This window comes from Paenibacillus sp. FSL K6-1217, assembly GCF_045040735.1.
Taxonomy (GTDB): Bacteria; Bacillota; Bacilli; order Paenibacillales; family Paenibacillaceae; genus Paenibacillus_AQ.
Window position 1 is genome coordinate 3,997,311 of sequence record NZ_CP150271.1, and the last position, 18,135, is coordinate 4,015,445.

The 18,135-nt window shown below is 49.9% G+C and carries 11 protein-coding genes, 16 tRNA genes and 2 rRNA genes; 5 read left to right on the forward strand and 24 right to left on the reverse strand.

The features are described 5' to 3' along the window. Nucleotides 1-14: 14 nt before the first annotated feature. The gene (locus MHH28_RS17525; RefSeq protein ID WP_405104338.1) at nucleotides 15-3,095 is read right to left on the reverse strand and encodes a glycoside hydrolase family 2 TIM barrel-domain containing protein; all 3,081 of its coding nucleotides are present in this window, start codon (nucleotides 3,093-3,095) and stop codon (nucleotides 15-17) included. A gap of 107 nt (nucleotides 3,096-3,202) precedes the next feature. Further along, a complete protein-coding gene (locus tag MHH28_RS17530; protein ID WP_405104339.1) occupies nucleotides 3,203-3,595 on the reverse strand; it encodes a MerR family transcriptional regulator in 393 nt (130 codons plus the stop codon). Between the two features lie 153 nt (nucleotides 3,596-3,748). Between MHH28_RS17530 and MHH28_RS17535 the strand changes: the two genes are divergently transcribed. Further along, on the forward strand, nucleotides 3,749-4,669 hold the full coding sequence (locus MHH28_RS17535) for an aldo/keto reductase family oxidoreductase (protein ID WP_405104340.1): 921 nt from the start codon (nucleotides 3,749-3,751) through the stop codon (nucleotides 4,667-4,669). 69 nt (nucleotides 4,670-4,738) lie between these two features. On the opposite strand, the gene MHH28_RS17540 is transcribed toward MHH28_RS17535, so the two are convergent. Further along, the gene (locus tag MHH28_RS17540) at nucleotides 4,739-5,698 is read right to left on the reverse strand and encodes a carotenoid biosynthesis protein (protein WP_405104341.1); all 960 of its coding nucleotides are present in this window, start codon (nucleotides 5,696-5,698) and stop codon (nucleotides 4,739-4,741) included. Nucleotides 5,699-5,862: 164 nt separating this feature from the next. On the opposite strand from MHH28_RS17540, the gene MHH28_RS17545 reads away from it, so the two are divergent. Continuing rightward, complete coding sequence (locus MHH28_RS17545) at nucleotides 5,863-6,432, forward strand: TetR/AcrR family transcriptional regulator C-terminal domain-containing protein (protein ID WP_405104342.1); 570 nt, start codon at nucleotides 5,863-5,865, stop codon at nucleotides 6,430-6,432. Between the two features lie 83 nt (nucleotides 6,433-6,515). Here the strand turns inward: MHH28_RS17545 and MHH28_RS17550 are convergent, their stop codons facing one another. Both MHH28_RS17550 and MHH28_RS17555 read right to left on the reverse strand, forming a co-directional pair. Beyond that, a complete protein-coding gene (locus MHH28_RS17550; RefSeq protein ID WP_405104343.1) occupies nucleotides 6,516-6,728 on the reverse strand; it encodes a hypothetical protein in 213 nt (70 codons plus the stop codon). 21 nt (nucleotides 6,729-6,749) lie between these two features. Then, the gene (locus MHH28_RS17555) at nucleotides 6,750-7,271 is read right to left on the reverse strand and encodes a MarR family transcriptional regulator (protein WP_405104344.1); all 522 of its coding nucleotides are present in this window, start codon (nucleotides 7,269-7,271) and stop codon (nucleotides 6,750-6,752) included. Between the two features lie 191 nt (nucleotides 7,272-7,462). On the opposite strand from MHH28_RS17555, the gene MHH28_RS17560 reads away from it, so the two are divergent. After that, nucleotides 7,463-8,149, forward strand: a complete 687-nt coding sequence (locus tag MHH28_RS17560; RefSeq protein WP_405104345.1) for a FadR/GntR family transcriptional regulator — start codon at nucleotides 7,463-7,465, stop codon at nucleotides 8,147-8,149. Further along, the gene (locus tag MHH28_RS17565; RefSeq protein ID WP_405104346.1) at nucleotides 8,146-9,387 is read left to right on the forward strand and encodes a CynX/NimT family MFS transporter; all 1,242 of its coding nucleotides are present in this window, start codon (nucleotides 8,146-8,148) and stop codon (nucleotides 9,385-9,387) included. Before MHH28_RS17560 ends, MHH28_RS17565 begins: the two co-directional genes overlap by 4 nt. Before the next feature lie 273 nt (nucleotides 9,388-9,660). Here MHH28_RS17565 and MHH28_RS17570 read toward each other — a convergent pair. The 19 genes from MHH28_RS17570 to MHH28_RS17660 form a co-directional block, all read right to left on the reverse strand. Beyond that, a tRNA-Leu gene (locus tag MHH28_RS17570) sits at nucleotides 9,661-9,739 on the reverse strand. Nucleotides 9,740-9,752: 13 nt separating this feature from the next. After that, nucleotides 9,753-9,826 (reverse strand) — tRNA-Cys (locus MHH28_RS17575). Nucleotides 9,827-9,832: 6 nt separating this feature from the next. Further along, nucleotides 9,833-9,907: transfer RNA gene (locus tag MHH28_RS17580), tRNA-Gly, on the reverse strand. 6 nt (nucleotides 9,908-9,913) lie between these two features. Further along, nucleotides 9,914-9,988: transfer RNA gene (locus tag MHH28_RS17585), tRNA-Gln, on the reverse strand. A 19-nt stretch (nucleotides 9,989-10,007) separates the two neighbouring features. Continuing rightward, nucleotides 10,008-10,083, reverse strand: a tRNA-His gene (locus MHH28_RS17590). 48 nt (nucleotides 10,084-10,131) lie between these two features. Next, a tRNA-His gene (locus tag MHH28_RS17595) sits at nucleotides 10,132-10,207 on the reverse strand. 27 nt (nucleotides 10,208-10,234) lie between these two features. After that, nucleotides 10,235-10,308: transfer RNA gene (locus MHH28_RS17600), tRNA-Trp, on the reverse strand. Nucleotides 10,309-10,313: 5 nt separating this feature from the next. After that, nucleotides 10,314-10,399 (reverse strand) — tRNA-Tyr (locus MHH28_RS17605). A gap of 6 nt (nucleotides 10,400-10,405) precedes the next feature. Then, a tRNA-Thr gene (locus MHH28_RS17610) sits at nucleotides 10,406-10,481 on the reverse strand. A 15-nt stretch (nucleotides 10,482-10,496) separates the two neighbouring features. After that, nucleotides 10,497-10,572: transfer RNA gene (locus MHH28_RS17615), tRNA-Phe, on the reverse strand. Nucleotides 10,573-10,593: 21 nt separating this feature from the next. Then, nucleotides 10,594-10,671 (reverse strand) — tRNA-Asp (locus tag MHH28_RS17620). Nucleotides 10,672-10,741: 70 nt separating this feature from the next. Continuing rightward, nucleotides 10,742-10,818, reverse strand: a tRNA-Met gene (locus tag MHH28_RS17625). A gap of 32 nt (nucleotides 10,819-10,850) precedes the next feature. Further along, nucleotides 10,851-10,926: transfer RNA gene (locus tag MHH28_RS17630), tRNA-Val, on the reverse strand. Between the two features lie 5 nt (nucleotides 10,927-10,931). Next, a tRNA-Glu gene (locus tag MHH28_RS17635) sits at nucleotides 10,932-11,003 on the reverse strand. A 151-nt stretch (nucleotides 11,004-11,154) separates the two neighbouring features. Further along, nucleotides 11,155-11,244: transfer RNA gene (locus MHH28_RS17640), tRNA-Ser, on the reverse strand. Between the two features lie 3 nt (nucleotides 11,245-11,247). Beyond that, nucleotides 11,248-11,323 (reverse strand) — tRNA-Asn (locus tag MHH28_RS17645). A gap of 61 nt (nucleotides 11,324-11,384) precedes the next feature. Continuing rightward, nucleotides 11,385-14,311, reverse strand: a 23S ribosomal RNA gene (locus tag MHH28_RS17650). A gap of 337 nt (nucleotides 14,312-14,648) precedes the next feature. Then, nucleotides 14,649-16,209 (reverse strand): 16S ribosomal RNA (locus MHH28_RS17655). The 16S and 23S rRNA genes sit together here with 16 tRNA genes alongside, the layout of an rRNA operon. 517 nt (nucleotides 16,210-16,726) lie before the next feature. Further along, nucleotides 16,727-17,602, reverse strand: a complete 876-nt coding sequence (locus MHH28_RS17660) for a nucleotidyltransferase-like protein (protein WP_405104347.1) — start codon at nucleotides 17,600-17,602, stop codon at nucleotides 16,727-16,729. Between the two features lie 128 nt (nucleotides 17,603-17,730). Between MHH28_RS17660 and MHH28_RS17665 the strand changes: the two genes are divergently transcribed. Next, nucleotides 17,731-18,096 (forward strand): DUF2614 family zinc ribbon-containing protein, encoded by a 366-nt coding sequence (locus MHH28_RS17665; protein WP_405104348.1) that lies wholly within the window; start codon nucleotides 17,731-17,733, stop codon nucleotides 18,094-18,096. The last annotated feature ends 39 nt before the right edge of the window (nucleotides 18,097-18,135 follow it).

Below are 18,135 nucleotides of genomic sequence, written 5' to 3' on the forward strand. Positions count from 1 at the left end.
TTACTTAGTGATTATTACGCCTCCGGCAATGCCGCCGTCAGCGTGAACTCGAATTCCAGCTGCTGGTCCGCGGCGATCCGGTATTCCGGATGCACCGGCGCCCCCCAGCTGTCATCCCCGCCCACACCCATCTGCTGCGCTGCGAGGGTAACAACCGTGTAGTGCACCCTGGGTAGCTCATAAGGATGCGCTGCCTGCTCCAGTTCGAACGCTGTATACGGTGACAGCGTACATTCCAGCGGCTGGTCTTCAGCCGCCTGAACCTGCAGCCCATACCCCCGGCTGTCCGTGATGCTCACCTCACGGACGCCCGTCCGGTTGCCGGATTCCTGCGGCACCAGATACGGTGACGGCAGCTCCGTCACCTTACGCCGGAAGCGGGTGAGCCGCGCTCCATACGCGCGGTCACTGTAGTTCTCTTCCGGTCCGCGGGCATACCACTCGGAGGCCTCGTAGTCTGCCGGCATCCGGAAGGATACCGCCACCACCGGCACATCCGGCAAGCCGTCTGCCCCGGTGTAGACCATGCGGACACGGACGCTGCCGTCGGCATGGACCGTGTATTCAATCCTTGCCTTCAGCTCACTGCTGATGCTGAAGGCATAGTCGAAGCTGACCGTGGCCCGGTCTGCTTCGGTGTGCAGGCTGACCGCCGTACACTGGCGGGCCAGGCTGGCCGCGAACCAGCCGCCGGCATGATACCCCAGCGCCGTCCCCTTATCATTGTCGGTCGTTGCCCGCCAGAACAGCGGAGCCGGCGGAGTCGCAATCAGCTCACGCCCCCCGTAGCAGAGCGATACCAGTGAACCTGCCTGCTTGGAGAACAGTGCGGAGAACCCGCGGCCGCTTACTCCAATGTTCACATCGCCTTCGATGACGCGGAACTCCGCTGCCGCAGGCAGCAGCGCCGTTTCTCCGACTGCTTTTGCCCCGGCCGCTTCTACGCGAGCTGCTTCAACCCGGAAGACATGCTCTCCATAAGCCGTCTCGAACCCGGACTCCGCCCATCGCTCCGCTTCCTTCAGCACCAGGCTTACAGCCAGAGTGTACTCCCCTGGAGCTGCTGATACATCCGGCAGTTCCAGCAGAATCCGTGCTTCCTCCTGTGCGGCCACATGGATCTCCTGCTGCCCCTTGAAGATCTCCCGTCCCTCCCGGTATAACCGGAACTCCAGCCGTAGCCGCTCCGTCCCCTCGAACAGATTCCCATTGATCAACGTCACGGCGTCCCGCTCAGGCAACAGCCGGATGTTCTGGTAGAGGAACTTCACCTCCTGCATCTTCGGCGTGATCGTCCGGTCAGCGAAAACAATTCCGTTGCCGCAGAAGCTGTAATCCGTCGGCCGGTCGCCGAAATCGCCGCCATACGCCAGATACTCCTCGCCGTACCGGTTTGTGGCCGCCAGCGCCTGGTCGATATAATCCCAGATGAAGCCGCCCTGATACTGCGGATACCGGCTCTCCAGCTCGATATATTTATGAAGTCCCCCTACCGAATTGCCCATCGCATGCATGTACTCACAGCTGATGTACGGCTTGTCCGCCTGACTCTCCAGGTATTCCACAATATCCGCCGGCTTCGCATACATCCGGCTCTCCATATCGCTGCTATCATTATATTTGCGGTTATGGAAGACCCCTTCATAATGCACCAGCCGTCCCGGATCAGCCTTGCGGAAATAATGGGATACCTTCAGAATGACCTCGCCCGCATACGATTCATTGCCGCAGGACCAGATCAGGATCGACGGATGATTTTTATCGCGCTCCAGCATCGACACTGCCCGGTCCATGACAATATCCTCCCACTCCGGCTTATTTCCGGGAATGTTCCAGGAAGGCTCAATAGCACCCATCTTCTGCCACGAACCGTGGGATTCCAGATTCATCTCGTCAATCACATACACCCCGTATTCATCGCACAGCTCATACCAGAGCGTCTGATTCGGATAATGCGAGGTCCGCACCGCGTTGATATTATTCTGCTTCAGAATGATGATATCCTTGACCATATCCTCCCTGGAGATGTTCCGTCCTGTGCGGGGATTGAACTCATGGCGGTTGACGCCTTTGAACATGATCCGTTTGCCGTTCAGCAGCATCAGCTTACCCTTCAGCTCAAAAGCACGGAATCCCGCCCGCTGCACAATCGCCTCTACAAGTTCTCCTTCGCTGTTACATACAGAGATACAGACGTTATACAGGTACGGATTCTCTGCGCTCCACAGGAACACCTTGCCTGCATCCATACTCAGAGCAGCCTTGCCCGCCACAGCCCGTCCTTCTGCTTCCGCCACCACAATACCTTGCGCATCCTTCAGCTCAATCCTAACCGCCGCTTCAGCCTCTGTTGCCATGCTCAGTTCAGCCGTTAATATGCCTTTCTCATAGGAAGCATCCAGCCCGGCGTGAATCCGCAGATCCTGCACATGCAGCTCAGGAACCGTGTACAGATACACCTCGCGAAAAATCCCCGAGAACCGCCAGAAATCCTGATCCTCCAGCCAACTGCCTGTGCAGCGCTGATAGACCTCAACCGCGAGCTTATTGGCTCCTTCCTGCAGGTAAGGTGTCAATTCGAATTCCGCAGGGGTGAAGCTGTCTTCGCTGTAGCCGACGAAGTGCCCGTTCAACCAGACATAACAAGCCGCCTCTACGCCCTGAAAAGAAATAAAGACCGGCCCCTGCCCCATATTCGCCGGAACCTCAAAAAACTTCACATAGCTCCCCACCGTATTGCTCTCCTGAGGAATCTCCGGCGGCCTTACAGCATCCAGGCCATCCCAGGGGTACATCGTGTTGGCATATTGCGGTCTGCCATACCCTTGCAGCTGGATATGACCCGGCACCTGGATATCCCCCCAGCCTCTTGTATCATAATCCGTCTTGTAGAAATCCCGGGCACGGCCAGCCGCATTCACCGCATAGCTGAATTTCCAGTTCCCGTTCAGCGAGTGGCGCAGCGCCATGGGAGCTTGTCTCTCCGCTTCCTCCATAGATGTATAATAACGGTGGTCCGAATGCGCTTCCAACCGGTTCACCTTAAATACAGCTACATCGCTCAGCCAATCCACACTTGCTTCATTGCCTGACATTATATGATCCTCCTTCATCTTCTTTCGGTGAATCTGGCTCTTATTCTATCCAAAGTTCACGCTAGTTCCCAGTGCAGGATTACAACTTAGATGCAGTTAACTGACTTTCAGCTAGTTTTATGATTTCCAGAGGCTTCCGCTTCATTCTCCATTGAAGCAAAATAAGCGATCTTATGGTCAATCTTCCGGGCAAAGCTCTGAAAGAACTTAATCTTCTCATCGATATGCTGTTTATGCTCCTGCAGCAACCTGCGCTGGTCGGGCAGACGGTCTCTGCCTTCCTGCGAGAACGCAATGAATTGCTTAATGTCGGCGATAGCCATGCCGGTATCCTTCAGGCAACAGATTAACGAGATCAGCTCCAGATCCTCGTCATTGAAGCAGCGGTTCCCATTGGCATCCCTGCCCACAACCGGCAACACTCCCTCCCGTTCATAGTAACGCAGCGTATATTGGCTCAGTCCGCTTTTTTGTGCTATGGTTTTAATGCTGTAGCCCATCTGTGCAGCCCCTCTCTGTCAGTAAGCATTGGTTTCCCTTATAACGTAACACCAATTGGATGCGATGAACAACTACTCTATCAATCTATTGACTTACACCTAACTCTAAGGTCTAAGCTTACACTATACCTTCATTTAAGGAGTGAATAATTAATGGTAAAAAGAATTAATGTAGCTAACGGCGCACTTGAGGTTTCCGAGATTTCCCTCGGTTGTATGCGGATCGCTGATTTGTCTCCCCAAGAGGCTGAGGTCCATATTCACAGCGCCCTTGAGGTGGGCATAGACTTTTTTGACCATGCGGATATTTATGCCGGCGGTCAGGCAGAGGAAGTATTCGGCCACGTTCTGGCTGCGAACCCCGGCATGCGCGACCGGCTGATGATCCAGGCCAAATGCGGTATCCGAAGCGGCTTCTTCGACTTCTCCAAGGAGCATATCGTGAGTTCAGTAGAGAACAGCCTGAAGCGGCTGCAGACTGATTATGTAGATGTTCTTCTCCTGCACCGCCCCGACACCCTGATGGAGCCGGAGGAAGTAGCGGAAGCCTTCGATAATCTGGAGCGCAGAGGACTGGTCAAGCACTTCGGTGTCAGCAACCAGAACCCGCTACAGATTGAGCTGCTCAAGAAGAACGTCAAGCAGCCCCTCTTGTTCAACCAGCTTCAGCTCAGCATCATGGTAACCGGCATGATTGATGCCGGCTTCAACGTCAACATGACGAATTCCGGTTCCGTAGTCCACGATGGCGGAATCCTGGAATACAGCCGCCTCCATGATATGACCATCCAACCATGGTCGCCGTTCCAATACGGCTTCTTCGAAGGCGTATTCCTGGGCAGCGAGAAGTTCCCTAAGGTGAACGAAGTCATTAACCGTATCGCCGAGGACAAAGGAGTAACCGACACCGCGATCGCCATTGCTTGGCTGCTCAGACACCCGGCCAAAATGCAGCCGATTGTCGGCACCACTAATACCGCACGCCTGCTCGACATTGCCAAAGCGTCCACTATCACCCTCAGCCGCGAGGAATGGTACGAGATTTACCGCGCAGCCGGGAATGTGCTGCCTTAACGAAGAAGGCAAAAATACACCGCCAGACTTTAGACCTCTTCGGGCTAAAGCTGGCGGTGTTTTCTTTAACTACCTCGTGATTGGTCTTGCTTTTTTACCCATCTTATAAATTCCAATCCAGGCTAACATTAAAAGGATCTGAGCCAGAACGACCAGCCATAAGACTTCCGTGTAACCTCCTATAAGACAAAATATAGTATTAACCAGGGGGAACCCCAGGAAAGTAAACATGATCGGAAAATCTTTTTTGGGAGTGATTGAATAAATAGCCTTCCGGTCCCAGAACTTTAGGAAAGCTAATGCTAAAACTCCGATTGTAATTACAGAAAGTGCAATCAAATTCACCCATTGCATATTAGAGGTTCTTTCGAAGAACGGCCCCATATAATTAAAGAAGTTAGATAACGGTGAGAACATACAAGCCAATGACGCAATTGCCGCCAGAAACGGATAGATATAACCAACGGATTTACTGTAGCCTTTCTTTTTATGCCACCATTCACCAATTAGAATAAAGACGGTCCAATACCCCGCTATATAAATCCATCCTGTAAAATTCATCACCGGCTCCCCATAGATTTGAGGTTCACCGGCCAACGGATAATAAGTCCATCTTGCAATGGTTCCATCCAGGGTCTGAAAGATCTGTTTAACGGCCACCGGGTCGAGTGAAAAGTCAAACACCATAGCGCTTAATCCCGTAATAAAGGGCTTCGTCCAGGACGGTATATTTACAGACTTTAGCACACGCAAAGTGGAATAAATGATCAGAAACTCAATAATAGGGACAGTAATCGGTATATTAAATAACATTAGAATACTCCGCCCGTACGCGTAGAACCCTTCCCCAAGAGACGAAGCAGTAATTTCAAAAACGGCTGCGTAAAAAAACACAAAACCTATAAATTGCAGTAGAACTGTTTTAGGATGTGTTTCCTTATCAAGGATATAAAAAACCATAAGGACAGCAGCAATTAAGACTATAATATCTTGAATAATCCATACTGGGACTACAGTTAATTCACCCATATTATTCCTCCATTTAATTTAATTTGAATCGATCGTTCAAATAAATTATAATATCACCATGTTAGTAAAACAACAGGCTGTTCGTTTGACTTATGTTAGTTATCATACAAATCATATTAGATTTGTTCATTTACTATTTTATTATTTTAAATTAGGAGGATATGATGTCAGACAAAAAAACAGATCACCGAGTGAGATATACAAAAATGGTTATAAAAGAAAGCTTGTTGAAGCTGCTGACAGAACGGTCAATCAATAAAGTTACTGTGACCGACATCTGCAGTGAAGCAAATATTAACCGCAACACCTTTTATTCACACTATGCTAATCAGTTTGAGCTTCTTTCAGGCATTGAAAATGATCTTTACGAAGAAATAAAGCAGGTTGGGATGAGTTCTGCAAACCCTCAAAAGCTGTCTTATGAATTATGTAAGTATATAAAAGCGAATAAAACGATATGTGAGGTTTTGTTCTCAGAGCATGGTAATAAAGAGTTATTAGAGAGAATCCTTTATATCAGTCACGATCTAACGATTGAGCGGTGGAAGCAGGAATTAAAATATTTTGATCCACAACTATTTGAGTCCTGGTATACGTTTACCGCTCATGGCAGTATCGCCATTATTAAGAAGTGGGTCAGTAGTGGTCTGAAGGAAAGCCCGAGTAAAGTTGCAGCTTTTATTGATAAAGCGACAGAGGCGGTATCCAAAGCATTTTATGCCGAGGAATCATAAAATCATAAAAATGAAGCGGTCCCTCTTTGTTGAAGGCCGCTTCTCTGCTCTTTTTCCAATTCATTTCATTCCTTATTCATTACTCATTCAGATTGATCTAATTGATCCTTTGCTTTTTGTAAAAGTGCAGTCTCTTGAGCGGAAAGCTCATTTAAAGTCGTGAAAAAAGGTTCTATAGGTACCATCACTCCACAGGTTGAACCTAATCCCAACATCAATCTGAGGTAAAATTGAACCTTTCTTTTCTCCCTGGCAATCTGCTCTAATTCTGACAAGTCCGTTTTTTTGTTCTTCATCCGCCTATGCTTCCTTCCATCTCAAACCTTAGTGTTACCATTCTCCTCTGCTCCCCTTCCGTAGTGTTTTTCAGCACGCGCCAACAAATCACTCATGAATTTTCCGATCGTCTGTAACTCAGCCTCTGAATAAGAATCAATAAACTGGTAAAAGCTCTCTTCTTTCTCTTGATGCATCTTTTGGTGCAGCTGATAAACATGTCTTCCCTTATCCGTGAGACTGAAGTAAATTTCCTTCCGGTTGTTGTTCATTTGACTTCTCACAATAAAGCCCATTTCCAGTAACTTAGAACTAATATTTGTAATGCTTGCTTTGGATAAATTCATTCTTTTGGTAATTCCGGTATGGTTAATTGGCTCATGATCACCAATGCAATCAATAACGTGCACACTCGTAATATTATTGGAGAGCATATCGATCTGAAGCTTTTGGGCTTGCTCCCGAAACACGTTAATTTCATGTTCTGTATATAATTCGTTCAAATGCAGCATTCTGATATATTGCTCGTAAAGTCGACCTTTAGAATGATTTGGAAACTCCAATTCACATCTCCCCTTCTTGTATTGAATTGCAGACCACACTCGGTGGCAGCAATAGATTTTTTTGTTCATCGTTGAACAAAATCATATTAACACGACTGATATTGAGAATCAATATCATTTTCATCTTTTCAAGCCGGATTTAATCTGCTATAATTCAACCAAAGTACCAAACATCCTACGTTTGCAAAGGAATGATACTATTGTTAGCTCAGACTCAACGTTTAACCTTGGTGGAACAGGTGGCCTACCAGCTCCAAGAGAAGATCGAAAGCAGCCAATGGCAAGTAGGGACGCGTATTCCTCCAGAGCCGGAGCTAATGGAGCAGCTTCAAGTCAGCCGTAATACCTTAAGGGAAGCAATTCGGGCTCTAACGTATGCGGGTCTGCTCAAAACCAGACAAGGGGATGGGACTTATGTCTGCTCCTCCAGTGTTTTGGGGTCAGTGATTAGGAAAGTGATCGAGCATACCGATAAGTTCGAGAGCCTGGAGGTCCGGTATGCATTAGAGAGAGAGGCGGCTGCCCTGGCTGCGCTCAGGAGAGACGAGGAAGATCTGGCGGCACTTCGCACATGCCTTGACCAGTGCAGACAAGCCGCCATCCAGCAAGATCTTGAAGCTTATGCCCACTGGGATGTAGAGTTTCACAAAATGGTGATAGCCGCTTCACATAACCACTTGATGGCGAATTTGTACATTCATATTTCTGAAGCACTGCAAAACATGGTTTTGGAAATGAAGGATCTCAAAAACTTGGATTTTTATCTCGACTCTCATGCCCTGCTCTATCAAGCCATTGCCGATCAGAATGGTCATCAAGCGGAGGAGGCTGTTCGTTTATATATTGACAAAGCCCGTACACAGGAGGAACATCTATGAGTTCATCAGAACAATTGTTAAACAAGCAGGATGGAATATCCAATACCGGTATTCGGAAGCAAGCAACACTCTGGCTCATGATCTTAGGAATTATTTTTATCGCAGCGAATTTGCGCGCTCCTCTCACATCGGTGGGCCCCTTGGTCAGTCTTATTCGGGACAACGTGAATATTTCAAATACATTAGCAGGCCTGATTACTACAGTCCCACTAATTGCATTTGCCTTGTTATCACCTTTCGTACCGAAATTAGGACAGAAATATGGTGTAGAACGTATTATCCTGATTTCTCTTATTTTTTTAGTCATCGGTATTGCTGTTCGCTCGTTATCCGGAGCAGTGACCTTATATGTAGGAACTGCAATCCTGGGGTTTGCTATTACCATATGTAATGTATTACTTCCCAGCCTGATTAAACGGGAGTTTCCGCAGCAAATGGGTACGATGACAGGGGTTTATTCGGTTTCCATGAATTTATGCGGGGCGATTGCCTCCGGTATTAGTATTCCCTTAGCCGTGGGGGCAGGCATGAACTGGCAAGGTGCTTTGGGCGTATGGGGGATACTTAGCGTCATCTCCGTTCTCTTTTGGATACCTCAGCTTAAAAATCCAGCACAACCAGCCGTTGTTGCCAACAGTGCAGGTAACAACCGTCAGGTCAATATCTGGCGCTCTCCACTAGCTTGGCAGGTGACACTTTTTATGGGAATACAATCGGCCATTTTCTATGTGCTGGTGGCATGGCTGCCTGAAATCTTGAAAGAACAAGGCATCAGTTCAAGCCAATCCGGCTGGTTTCTCTCGGTTCTGATTATGGCTTCGCTCCCCTTTGCATTTATCGTTCCTATTCTGGCAGGTCGCATGTCCAGCCAACGCTTATTAGTGGTTATTACAACAATCCTACTTTTGACCGGAACACTTGGCCTTCTGTACAGCAGTATCGATCTGCTTCTGTTGTGGGTTATTATTCTTGGAATCGGAGCGGGCTTTGCCTTCGGCTTATCTATGATGTTCTTCGGCTTGCGTACCCAAAGTGCCCATCAGGCGGCTGAATTATCGGGCATGGCTCAATCCATCGGCTATCTGCTGGCAGCCATTGGCCCAGCGCTGATTGGATACTTGCATGACGCCAGTCATAGTTGGAGCGCTCCCCTCCTGATATTGGTTGGTGCATCTGCTCTACTCGGTATCGTGGGTCTAGGTGCGGCTAGAAATCAATTTGTGGGTTCTACGAAGTAAGTTCATGATATAAATGACTTAACATGTAAGCAGATGACATATAAATTAAAAGAAACCGGCCCTGTGTAGTAAAATACACAGGGCCAGTTCTTGTTCTCAGATACATATGGGATAAGGTACGAAAGCTCAAAGAACAAAATCATCCTGCAAATGAACGATGCTGGCGCCTCAGTTTTGTCCCTGTGCCCGATATACCAGATAATGCGTGCCTCTGGGCATGCAGACAATAAAAAAGCCCACCAGAGAATATCTCTGATGGACTCTTTTAACAGATACCGGCGAGAGGACTCGAACCTCCACGGTTTCCCACTCGATTTTGAGTCGAGCGCGTCTGCCATTCCGCCACGCCGGCAAATATTTAAAAATGGAGGTGCCACCCAGATTTGAACTGGGGATAAAGCTTTTGCAGAGCTTTGCCTTACCACTTGGCTATGGCACCGAAAAATGGAGCGGACGACGGGAATCGAACCCGCGACCCTCGCCTTGGCAAGGCGATGCTCTACCGCTGAGCCACGTCCGCATATAATGGCTGGGGATATAGGAATCGAACCTATGAATGACGGAGTCAAAGTCCGTTGCCTTACCGCTTGGCTAATCCCCAATATATTTTTAAAAGAAAATGGGGCGACCGATGGGTCTCGAACCCACGAATGCCGGAACCACAATCCGGTGCGTTAACCCCTTCGCCACGGTCGCCATGTGAAGCTTTTAAGTTGTATTGCTATGTAATTCTTATAAAAGAAATGGGGCGACCGATGGGTCTCGAACCCACGAATGCCGGAACCACAATCCGGTGCGTTAACCCCTTCGCCACGGTCGCCATATGATTCTTTTATATGAAATTACTTGGCAGGGGCAGCAGGAATTGAACCCACACCAACGGTTTTGGAGACCGTTGTTCTACCTTTAAACTATGCCCCTAAAAATGGTGGAGGCTGATGGATTCGAACCACCGAACACGTACGTGAGCAGATTTACAGTCTGATGCGTTTGGCCACTTCGCTAAGCCTCCACGGTATGGTGCCGGCGAGAGGACTTGAACCCCCAACCTACTGATTACAAGTCAGTTGCTCTACCAATTGAGCTACACCGGCATATTAAGTTGTGTATGGTGGCGCGGGAGGGAATCGAACCCCCGACACAAGGATTTTCAGTCCTTTGCTCTACCGACTGAGCTACCGAGCCATAAAATAAATTTTGTAAAAATGGCGGAACCGACGGGATTCGAACCCGCGATCTCCTGCGTGACAGGCAGGCATGTTAGGCCAACTACACCACGGTTCCATGTTGACACTTGGGGCCCCCGGAAAGTATTCGGAATATGCTACAGAGCAAATCTTCACTTTGTGGGGATTGGTTGCGGGGGCAGGATTTGAACCTGCGGCCTTCGGGTTATGAGCCCGACGAGCTACCGGGCTGCTCCACCCCGCGTCATTGTACAATATCTATTCGGTTAAGATAGATGGTGGAGGCTGAGGGGTTCGAACCCCCGACCCTCTGCTTGTAAGGCAGATGCTCTCCCAGCTGAGCTAAGCCTCCATATATGACTCGTATGGGATTCGAACCCATGTTACCTCCGTGAAAGGGAGGTGTCTTAACCCCTTGACCAACGAGCCATGCTGTGTAAAAAGTACTCAGTGAAAAGTAATGCTACGGAGAGAGAGGGATACTCTTCACTTCGTTGCGAGATTGCGATGCAGTGCTATCGAAGCCTATGCTCCAACGAACCACTGAGGGTTCTCATCCCTTTGCAGGGAGGTAACGCTACGGAGAGAGAGGGATTCGAACCCTCGAGACGCTTGTGGCGCCTACACGATTTCCAATCGTGCTCCTTCGGCCAAACTCGGACACCTCTCCATATGGCTCCCCGAACAGGACTCGAACCTGTGACAACTCGATTAACAGTCGAGTGCTCTACCAACTGAGCTATCAGGGAATATACATATCAGGCTTGATCGCCTGAAAACTGAATCCGAAACGAATCTGTGTATTAGAAATTGGATAAGCCCTCGACCGATTAGTATTGGTCAGCTCCATGCATTGCTGCACTTCCACCTCCAACCTATCTACCTCGTCGTCTTCAAGGGGTCTTACATACTGGGAAATCTCATCTTGAGGGGGGCTTCACGCTTAGATGCTTTCAGCGCTTATCCCGTCCGTACGTAGCTACTCAGCCATGCTCCTGGCGGAACAACTGATGCACCAGCGGTACGTCCATCCCGGTCCTCTCGTACTAAGGACAGCTCCTCTCAAATTTCCTGCGCCCACGACAGATAGGGACCGAACTGTCTCACGACGTTCTGAACCCAGCTCGCGTACCGCTTTAATGGGCGAACAGCCCAACCCTTGGGACCTACTTCAGCCCCAGGATGCGATGAGCCGACATCGAGGTGCCAAACCTCCCCGTCGATGTGGACTCTTGGGGGAGATAAGCCTGTTATCCCCAGGGTAGCTTTTATCCGTTGAGCGATGGCCCTTCCATGCGGTACCACCGGATCACTAAGTCCGACTTTCGTCCCTGCTCGACTTGTAGGTCTCGCAGTCAAGCTCCCTTATGCCTTTGCACTCTGCGAATGATTTCCAACCATTCTGAGGGAACCTTTGAACGCCTCCGTTACTCTTTAGGAGGCGACCGCCCCAGTCAAACTGCCCGCCTGACACGGTCCCCGTACCCGATAAGGGCACCAGGTTAGAACCTAGATACGATCAGGGTGGTATCCCAACGGCGCCTCCGCAGAAGCTTGCGCTCCTGCCTCAACGGCTCCCACCTATCCTGTACAGATCGTACCCAAATTCAATATCAAGCTGCAGTAAAGCTCCATGGGGTCTTTCCGTCTTGTCGCGGGTAACCTGCATCTTCACAGGTATTAAAATTTCACCGGATCTCTCGTTGAGACAGCGCCCAAGTCGTTACGCCATTCGTGCGGGTCAGAATTTACCTGACAAGGAATTTCGCTACCTTAGGACCGTTATAGTTACGGCCGCCGTTTACTGGGGCTTCGGTTCACAGCTTCGGATTGCTCCTAACCGCTCCCCTTAACCTTCCAGCACCGGGCAGGCGTCAGCCCGTATACTTCGCCTTGCGGCTTCGCACAGACCTGTGTTTTTGCTAAACAGTCGCTTGGGCCTTTTCACTGCGGCCCCCTCGGGCTATTCACCCTACCGAGGCACCCCTTCTCCCGAAGTTACGGGGTCATTTTGCCGAGTTCCTTAACGAGAGTTCTTCCGCGCGCCTTAGAATTCTCTTCTCGCCTACCTGTGTCGGTTTGCGGTACGGGCACCTTCTCCTGACTAGAGGCTTTTCTTGGCAGTGTGAGATCATGACCTTCGCTACTATAATTTTCGCTCCCCATCACAGCCCAGCCTTAGTAGTGTGCGGATTTGCCTGCACACCAGCCTCACTGCTTAGACGGACATCCATCAGTCCGCGTCACTACCCTCCTGCGTCACCCCATCGCTCATAGCGGATTACGGTGGTACAGTAATTTCAAACTGTTGTCCTTCGACTACGCCTGTCGGCCTCGCCTTAGGTCCCGACTTACCCTGAGCGGACGAGCCTTCCTCAGGAAACCTTGGGCTTTCGGCGGATCAGATTCTCACTGATCTTTTCGTTACTCATACCGGCATTCTCACTTGTATGCTGTCCAGCGCTCCTTACGGTACACCTTCAACCCACATACAACGCTCCCCTACCCCAGATACAAAGTATCTAGCCATAGCTTCGGTGGTGTGTTTAGCCCCGTTACATTTTCGGCGCAGAGTCACTCGACCAGTGAGCTATTACGCACTCTTTCAATGGTGGCTGCTTCTAAGCCAACATCCTGGTTGTCTGTGCAACTCCACATCCTTTCCCACTTAACACACACTTGGGGACCTTAGCTGATGGTCTGGGCTGTTTCCCTTTTGACAATGGATCTTAGCACTCACTGTCTGACTCCCGGCAAGAAGTAAATGGCATTCGGAGTTTGACTGAGCTTGGTAACCCTTGCGGGCCCCGCACCCAATCAGTGCTCTACCTCCACCACTCCATTCACCGAGGCTAGCCCTAAAGCTATTTCGGGGAGAACCAGCTATCTCCGAGTTCGATTGGAATTTCTCCGCTACCCCCACCTCATCCCCGCATTTTTCAACATGCGTGGGTTCGGGCCTCCAGTGCGTGTTACCGCACCTTCACCCTGGACAGGGGTAGATCACACGGTTTCGGGTCTACGTCCACATACTCAGTCGCCCTATTCAGACTCGCTTTCGCTGCGGCTCCGGCTTCTCACCTTAACCTTGCATGTTAAACGTAACTCGCCGGTTCATTCTACAAAAGGCACGCCATCACCCCTAAAACGGGCTCTGACTTTTTGTAAGCACACGGTTTCAGGTTCTATTTCACTCCCCTTCCGGGGTGCTTTTCACCTTTCCCTCACGGTACTGTTTCACTATCGGTCGCCAGGTAGTATTTAGCCTTAGCAGATGGTCCTGCTGGATTCATACGGGGTTTCACGTGCCCCGCACTACTCGGGATCCGTCTCGGAGGGAACACAGTTTGGGCTACAGGGCTTTTACCTCTATCGCGGGCCTTTCCAGACCTCTTCGCCTACTCGATTCCTTTGTAACTCCATGTGAGACGTCCCACAACCCCAAGAGGCAAGCCCCTTGGTTTAGGCTGTTCCGCGTTCGCTCGCCGCTACTGACGGAATCACTATTGTTTTCTCTTCCTCAGGGTACTTAGATGTTTCAGTTCCCCTGGTCTGCCTCTACGCATCCTATGTATTCAGATACGAGTAACTGCGAATTACCACAGCTGGGTTTCCCCATTCGGACACCCCCGGATCAAAGCTTGCTTACAGCTCCCCGAGGCAGTTTCGTTGTTCGCCACGTCCTTCGTCGGCTCCTGGCGCCTAGGCATCCTCCGTGTGCTCTTAGTAGCTTAACCTCGATTTTTCCGTCAGGAAAATATCGGACAATGAATTTCTTCAACGTCTGTATTTCCTTCAAGATCATCGTAGCATCGCCATTAATTCAAAACTTGTTTACACAAGTTCAGCTTAAAGGAATGTTCTAAAACGCAAATTCGTTTCGGTATCCAGTTTTCAAGGATCAAGATGCTGTAAGTTCGGGTCGAACACGGCTGTGTCGATCGAAGTTACAGACTTTTGAGAGTTTGAGCTCTCAAAACTGACCAACGAGTGAGTGTTCGAACCCAAGGGTTCATTGTGGAAGCTTACGCTTCCGATTTGAATGTTTCCGTTGCAGGAAACGATTCTCCATAGAAAGGAGGTGATCCAGCCGCACCTTCCGATACGGCTACCTTGTTACGACTTCACCCCAATCATCTACCCCACCTTCGGCGGCTGGCTCCCTTGCGGGTTACCCCACCGACTTCGGGTGTTGTAAACTCTCGTGGTGTGACGGGCGGTGTGTACAAGACCCGGGAACGTATTCACCGCGGCATGCTGATCCGCGATTACTAGCAATTCCGACTTCATGCAGGCGAGTTGCAGCCTGCAATCCGAACTGAGACCGGCTTTGCTGGGATTGGCTCCACCTCGCGGCTTCGCTTCCCGTTGTACCGGCCATTGTAGTACGTGTGTAGCCCAGGTCATAAGGGGCATGATGATTTGACGTCATCCCCACCTTCCTCCGGTTTGTCACCGGCAGTCACTCTAGAGTGCCCAGCTCAACCTGCTGGCAACTAAAGTCAAGGGTTGCGCTCGTTGCGGGACTTAACCCAACATCTCACGACACGAGCTGACGACAACCATGCACCACCTGTCTCAACTTTCCCCGAAGGGCACCTGATGCATCTCTGCTTCGTTAGTTGGATGTCAAGACCTGGTAAGGTTCTTCGCGTTGCTTCGAATTAAACCACATACTCCACTGCTTGTGCGGGTCCCCGTCAATTCCTTTGAGTTTCAGTCTTGCGACCGTACTCCCCAGGCGGAGTGCTTACTGTGTTAACTTCGGCACCAAGGGTATCGAAACCCCTAACACCTAGCACTCATCGTTTACGGCGTGGACTACCAGGGTATCTAATCCTGTTTGCTCCCCACGCTTTCGCGCCTCAGCGTCAGTTACAGCCCAGAAAGTCGCCTTCGCCACTGGTGTTCCTCCACATATCTACGCATTTCACCGCTACACGTGGAATTCCACTTTCCTCTTCTGTACTCAAGTCACCCAGTTTCCAGTGCGACCTCAGGTTGAGCCCAAGGTTTAAACACCAGACTTAAATAACCGCCTGCGCGCGCTTTACGCCCAATAATTCCGGACAACGCTTGCCCCCTACGTATTACCGCGGCTGCTGGCACGTAGTTAGCCGGGGCTTTCTTCTCAGGTACCGTCACTCCGGCAGCAGTTACTCTACCGGACGTTCTTCCCTGGCAACAGAGCTTTACGATCCGAAAACCTTCATCACTCACGCGGCGTTGCTCCGTCAGGCTTGCGCCCATTGCGGAAGATTCCCTACTGCTGCCTCCCGTAGGAGTCTGGGCCGTGTCTCAGTCCCAGTGTGGCCGTTCACCCTCTCAGGTCGGCTACGCATCGTCGCCTTGGTGGGCCGTTACCCCACCAACTAGCTAATGCGCCGCAGGCCCATCCCCAAGCGGCAGATTGCTCCGCCTTTCATTCTCTCCTCAGGAGAAGAAAGAAATTATCCGGTATTAGCTACCGTTTCCGGTAGTTATCCCAGGCTTGAGGGCAGGTTGCCTACGTGTTACTCACCCGTCCGCCGCTAAGTCTAAAAGGAAGCAAGCTTCCTTTCAGACTCCGCTCGACTTGCATGTATTAGGCACGCCGCCAGCGTTCGTCCTGAGCCAGGATCAAACTCTCCAAATTGGTATTTAGAAAGAGCGATTGCTCATTTTGAAACATCTGACGAGAATTGTTACATCCTCTAATTTTGGATCTCACCGAAGTGATCTCCAGATACTCACTCGTTGTTCAGTTTTCAAAGATCAAGTTCATCTTTCGTCACTGTTTTTTGTCTCAGCAGCGACCTTTATAATATATCACAGCGCCCTCGTTCTAGTCAACCTTTATTTTCAATTTCTTTTTCGGCTGATTTGCGACTGCATTGCTGCACATCGTTATGTCAGAGGGACGAGTTATAATTTATCATATGAACTGCACCCTAGTCAACCCTAAATATTCCTCTATCCTTTTGCGCCCCTGCAAACCTGGACAAATAAAATAACCCCACAAAGTGAGGCTTTAGATTCGATGATGACTCAGGTACTTTGCGGGGGCCCCAAACATATAAATTCTATAAAAAAAGAGAGTACATTCACCCTCTCCATTCTCCCGCTAATGCTATCTATATCGAGCTATTCCCGCCAGTAGGCGGATTGTTAACTTAAAGGGTATAACGAATGGCATGACCGTCCCCGGCTTCAACTGCCCACGAGGCGATCTCCCGAATTAATGAACGGGAAACCAGCTTGCGAAGTACAAGCGGCAACTCTGCCTGGAGCGGACTGAGACCCGAATGCTGCAGAAGCTCCTTAATGCTCCACGCCTCCTTACGGCTGCCCAGAATATGAAGCAGCATGGCACAGCAGACTTCCATTTTGGACATGAGGGCAAATTCACAGGCAAGCAGGATCAGCTCAATCCTCTGGTCCAGTGTCTCTGTGCTGATCGTCAATTCTTCGTATAGCTTATGGACCGGGGAGTTCAGGCTTTTCACTTGTCCCCATACTGCCGGTTCCGGGAAATCCCCCGCTTCACTGACTTCAATGCGTGCCCAATGATACAAGGCCATCAGTACGCAATTATAGGCGTCCATGGTACACCCTGCTTCAATATAACGCTTGGACTTAATATACATATGTAAAAAACGGGAGAATTCCATAAACAGCACCCGTTCTTTGAGCGGGCCCTCAAATTGAGTGAGCTGCTTGCGCATCTCCGCCAAGATTCCCTTCGGGTCCCAGATGACCTCTCCGGATATCAGGCTGGCAAGAAGCTCGTTGTTATCCCCGGCCATCACAGCACGTTCCAGTGCGGACAGCCCCACATGCACCGACTGCGTCCGCTTATCCCCGGCAATGCTATGGGTTATGATGCGTTCCGTCTCCTGTTCCTCATGCAGCAGAAGTACCACCATATCAAAATCGTGCAGCAGCGCACTCTGAAACGTGGCATCCCCTCTTTGCCGCCAAGCAACGGCTCCCAGAACATTCTCCTCAAATGTCTCCCCGCTTAATAGGGTCAAATTGGACAGTTCCATACTTCCCTCCATCAAATTTGGCGATTTTGCATCCGTCAGTTATAATCTCTATACATAATCATATTCTACATACTCATGCCAGTTCCTCCTGAACACCCGAACTATATTTCAGTTAGGAGATCATACTCATGAAATTTAAATCGGCCAAAATCAATGCTTTTCGCACCTGGGGACTGCTCCTGACCATGCTTGGCATGGGTCTCATGATCATGGGAACCGCAGGTATTGTATTCTGGGGATCTGCCGGCAAGGTGGTTGCTGGTATCGGTCTTGTCATTGGACTCATCTCCATGTTGGCCAGTCTGGCTATTTATTTCTGGGCGGGCATGCTCTCCACCAGTGCGGTTCAGGTGGAATGTCCGGAGTGCCATAAGCTGACCAAAATGCTGGGCAAAACGGACCGCTGTATGTTCTGCCATACCATCCTCACCATGGATGCTTCACAAGCTACCATTACTGCCGAAGAGCTTGAAGCCCAGCAACTGAAACACTAATCCTCGCCAAGCAGTGCTTACTGACATTAAGCATTTATT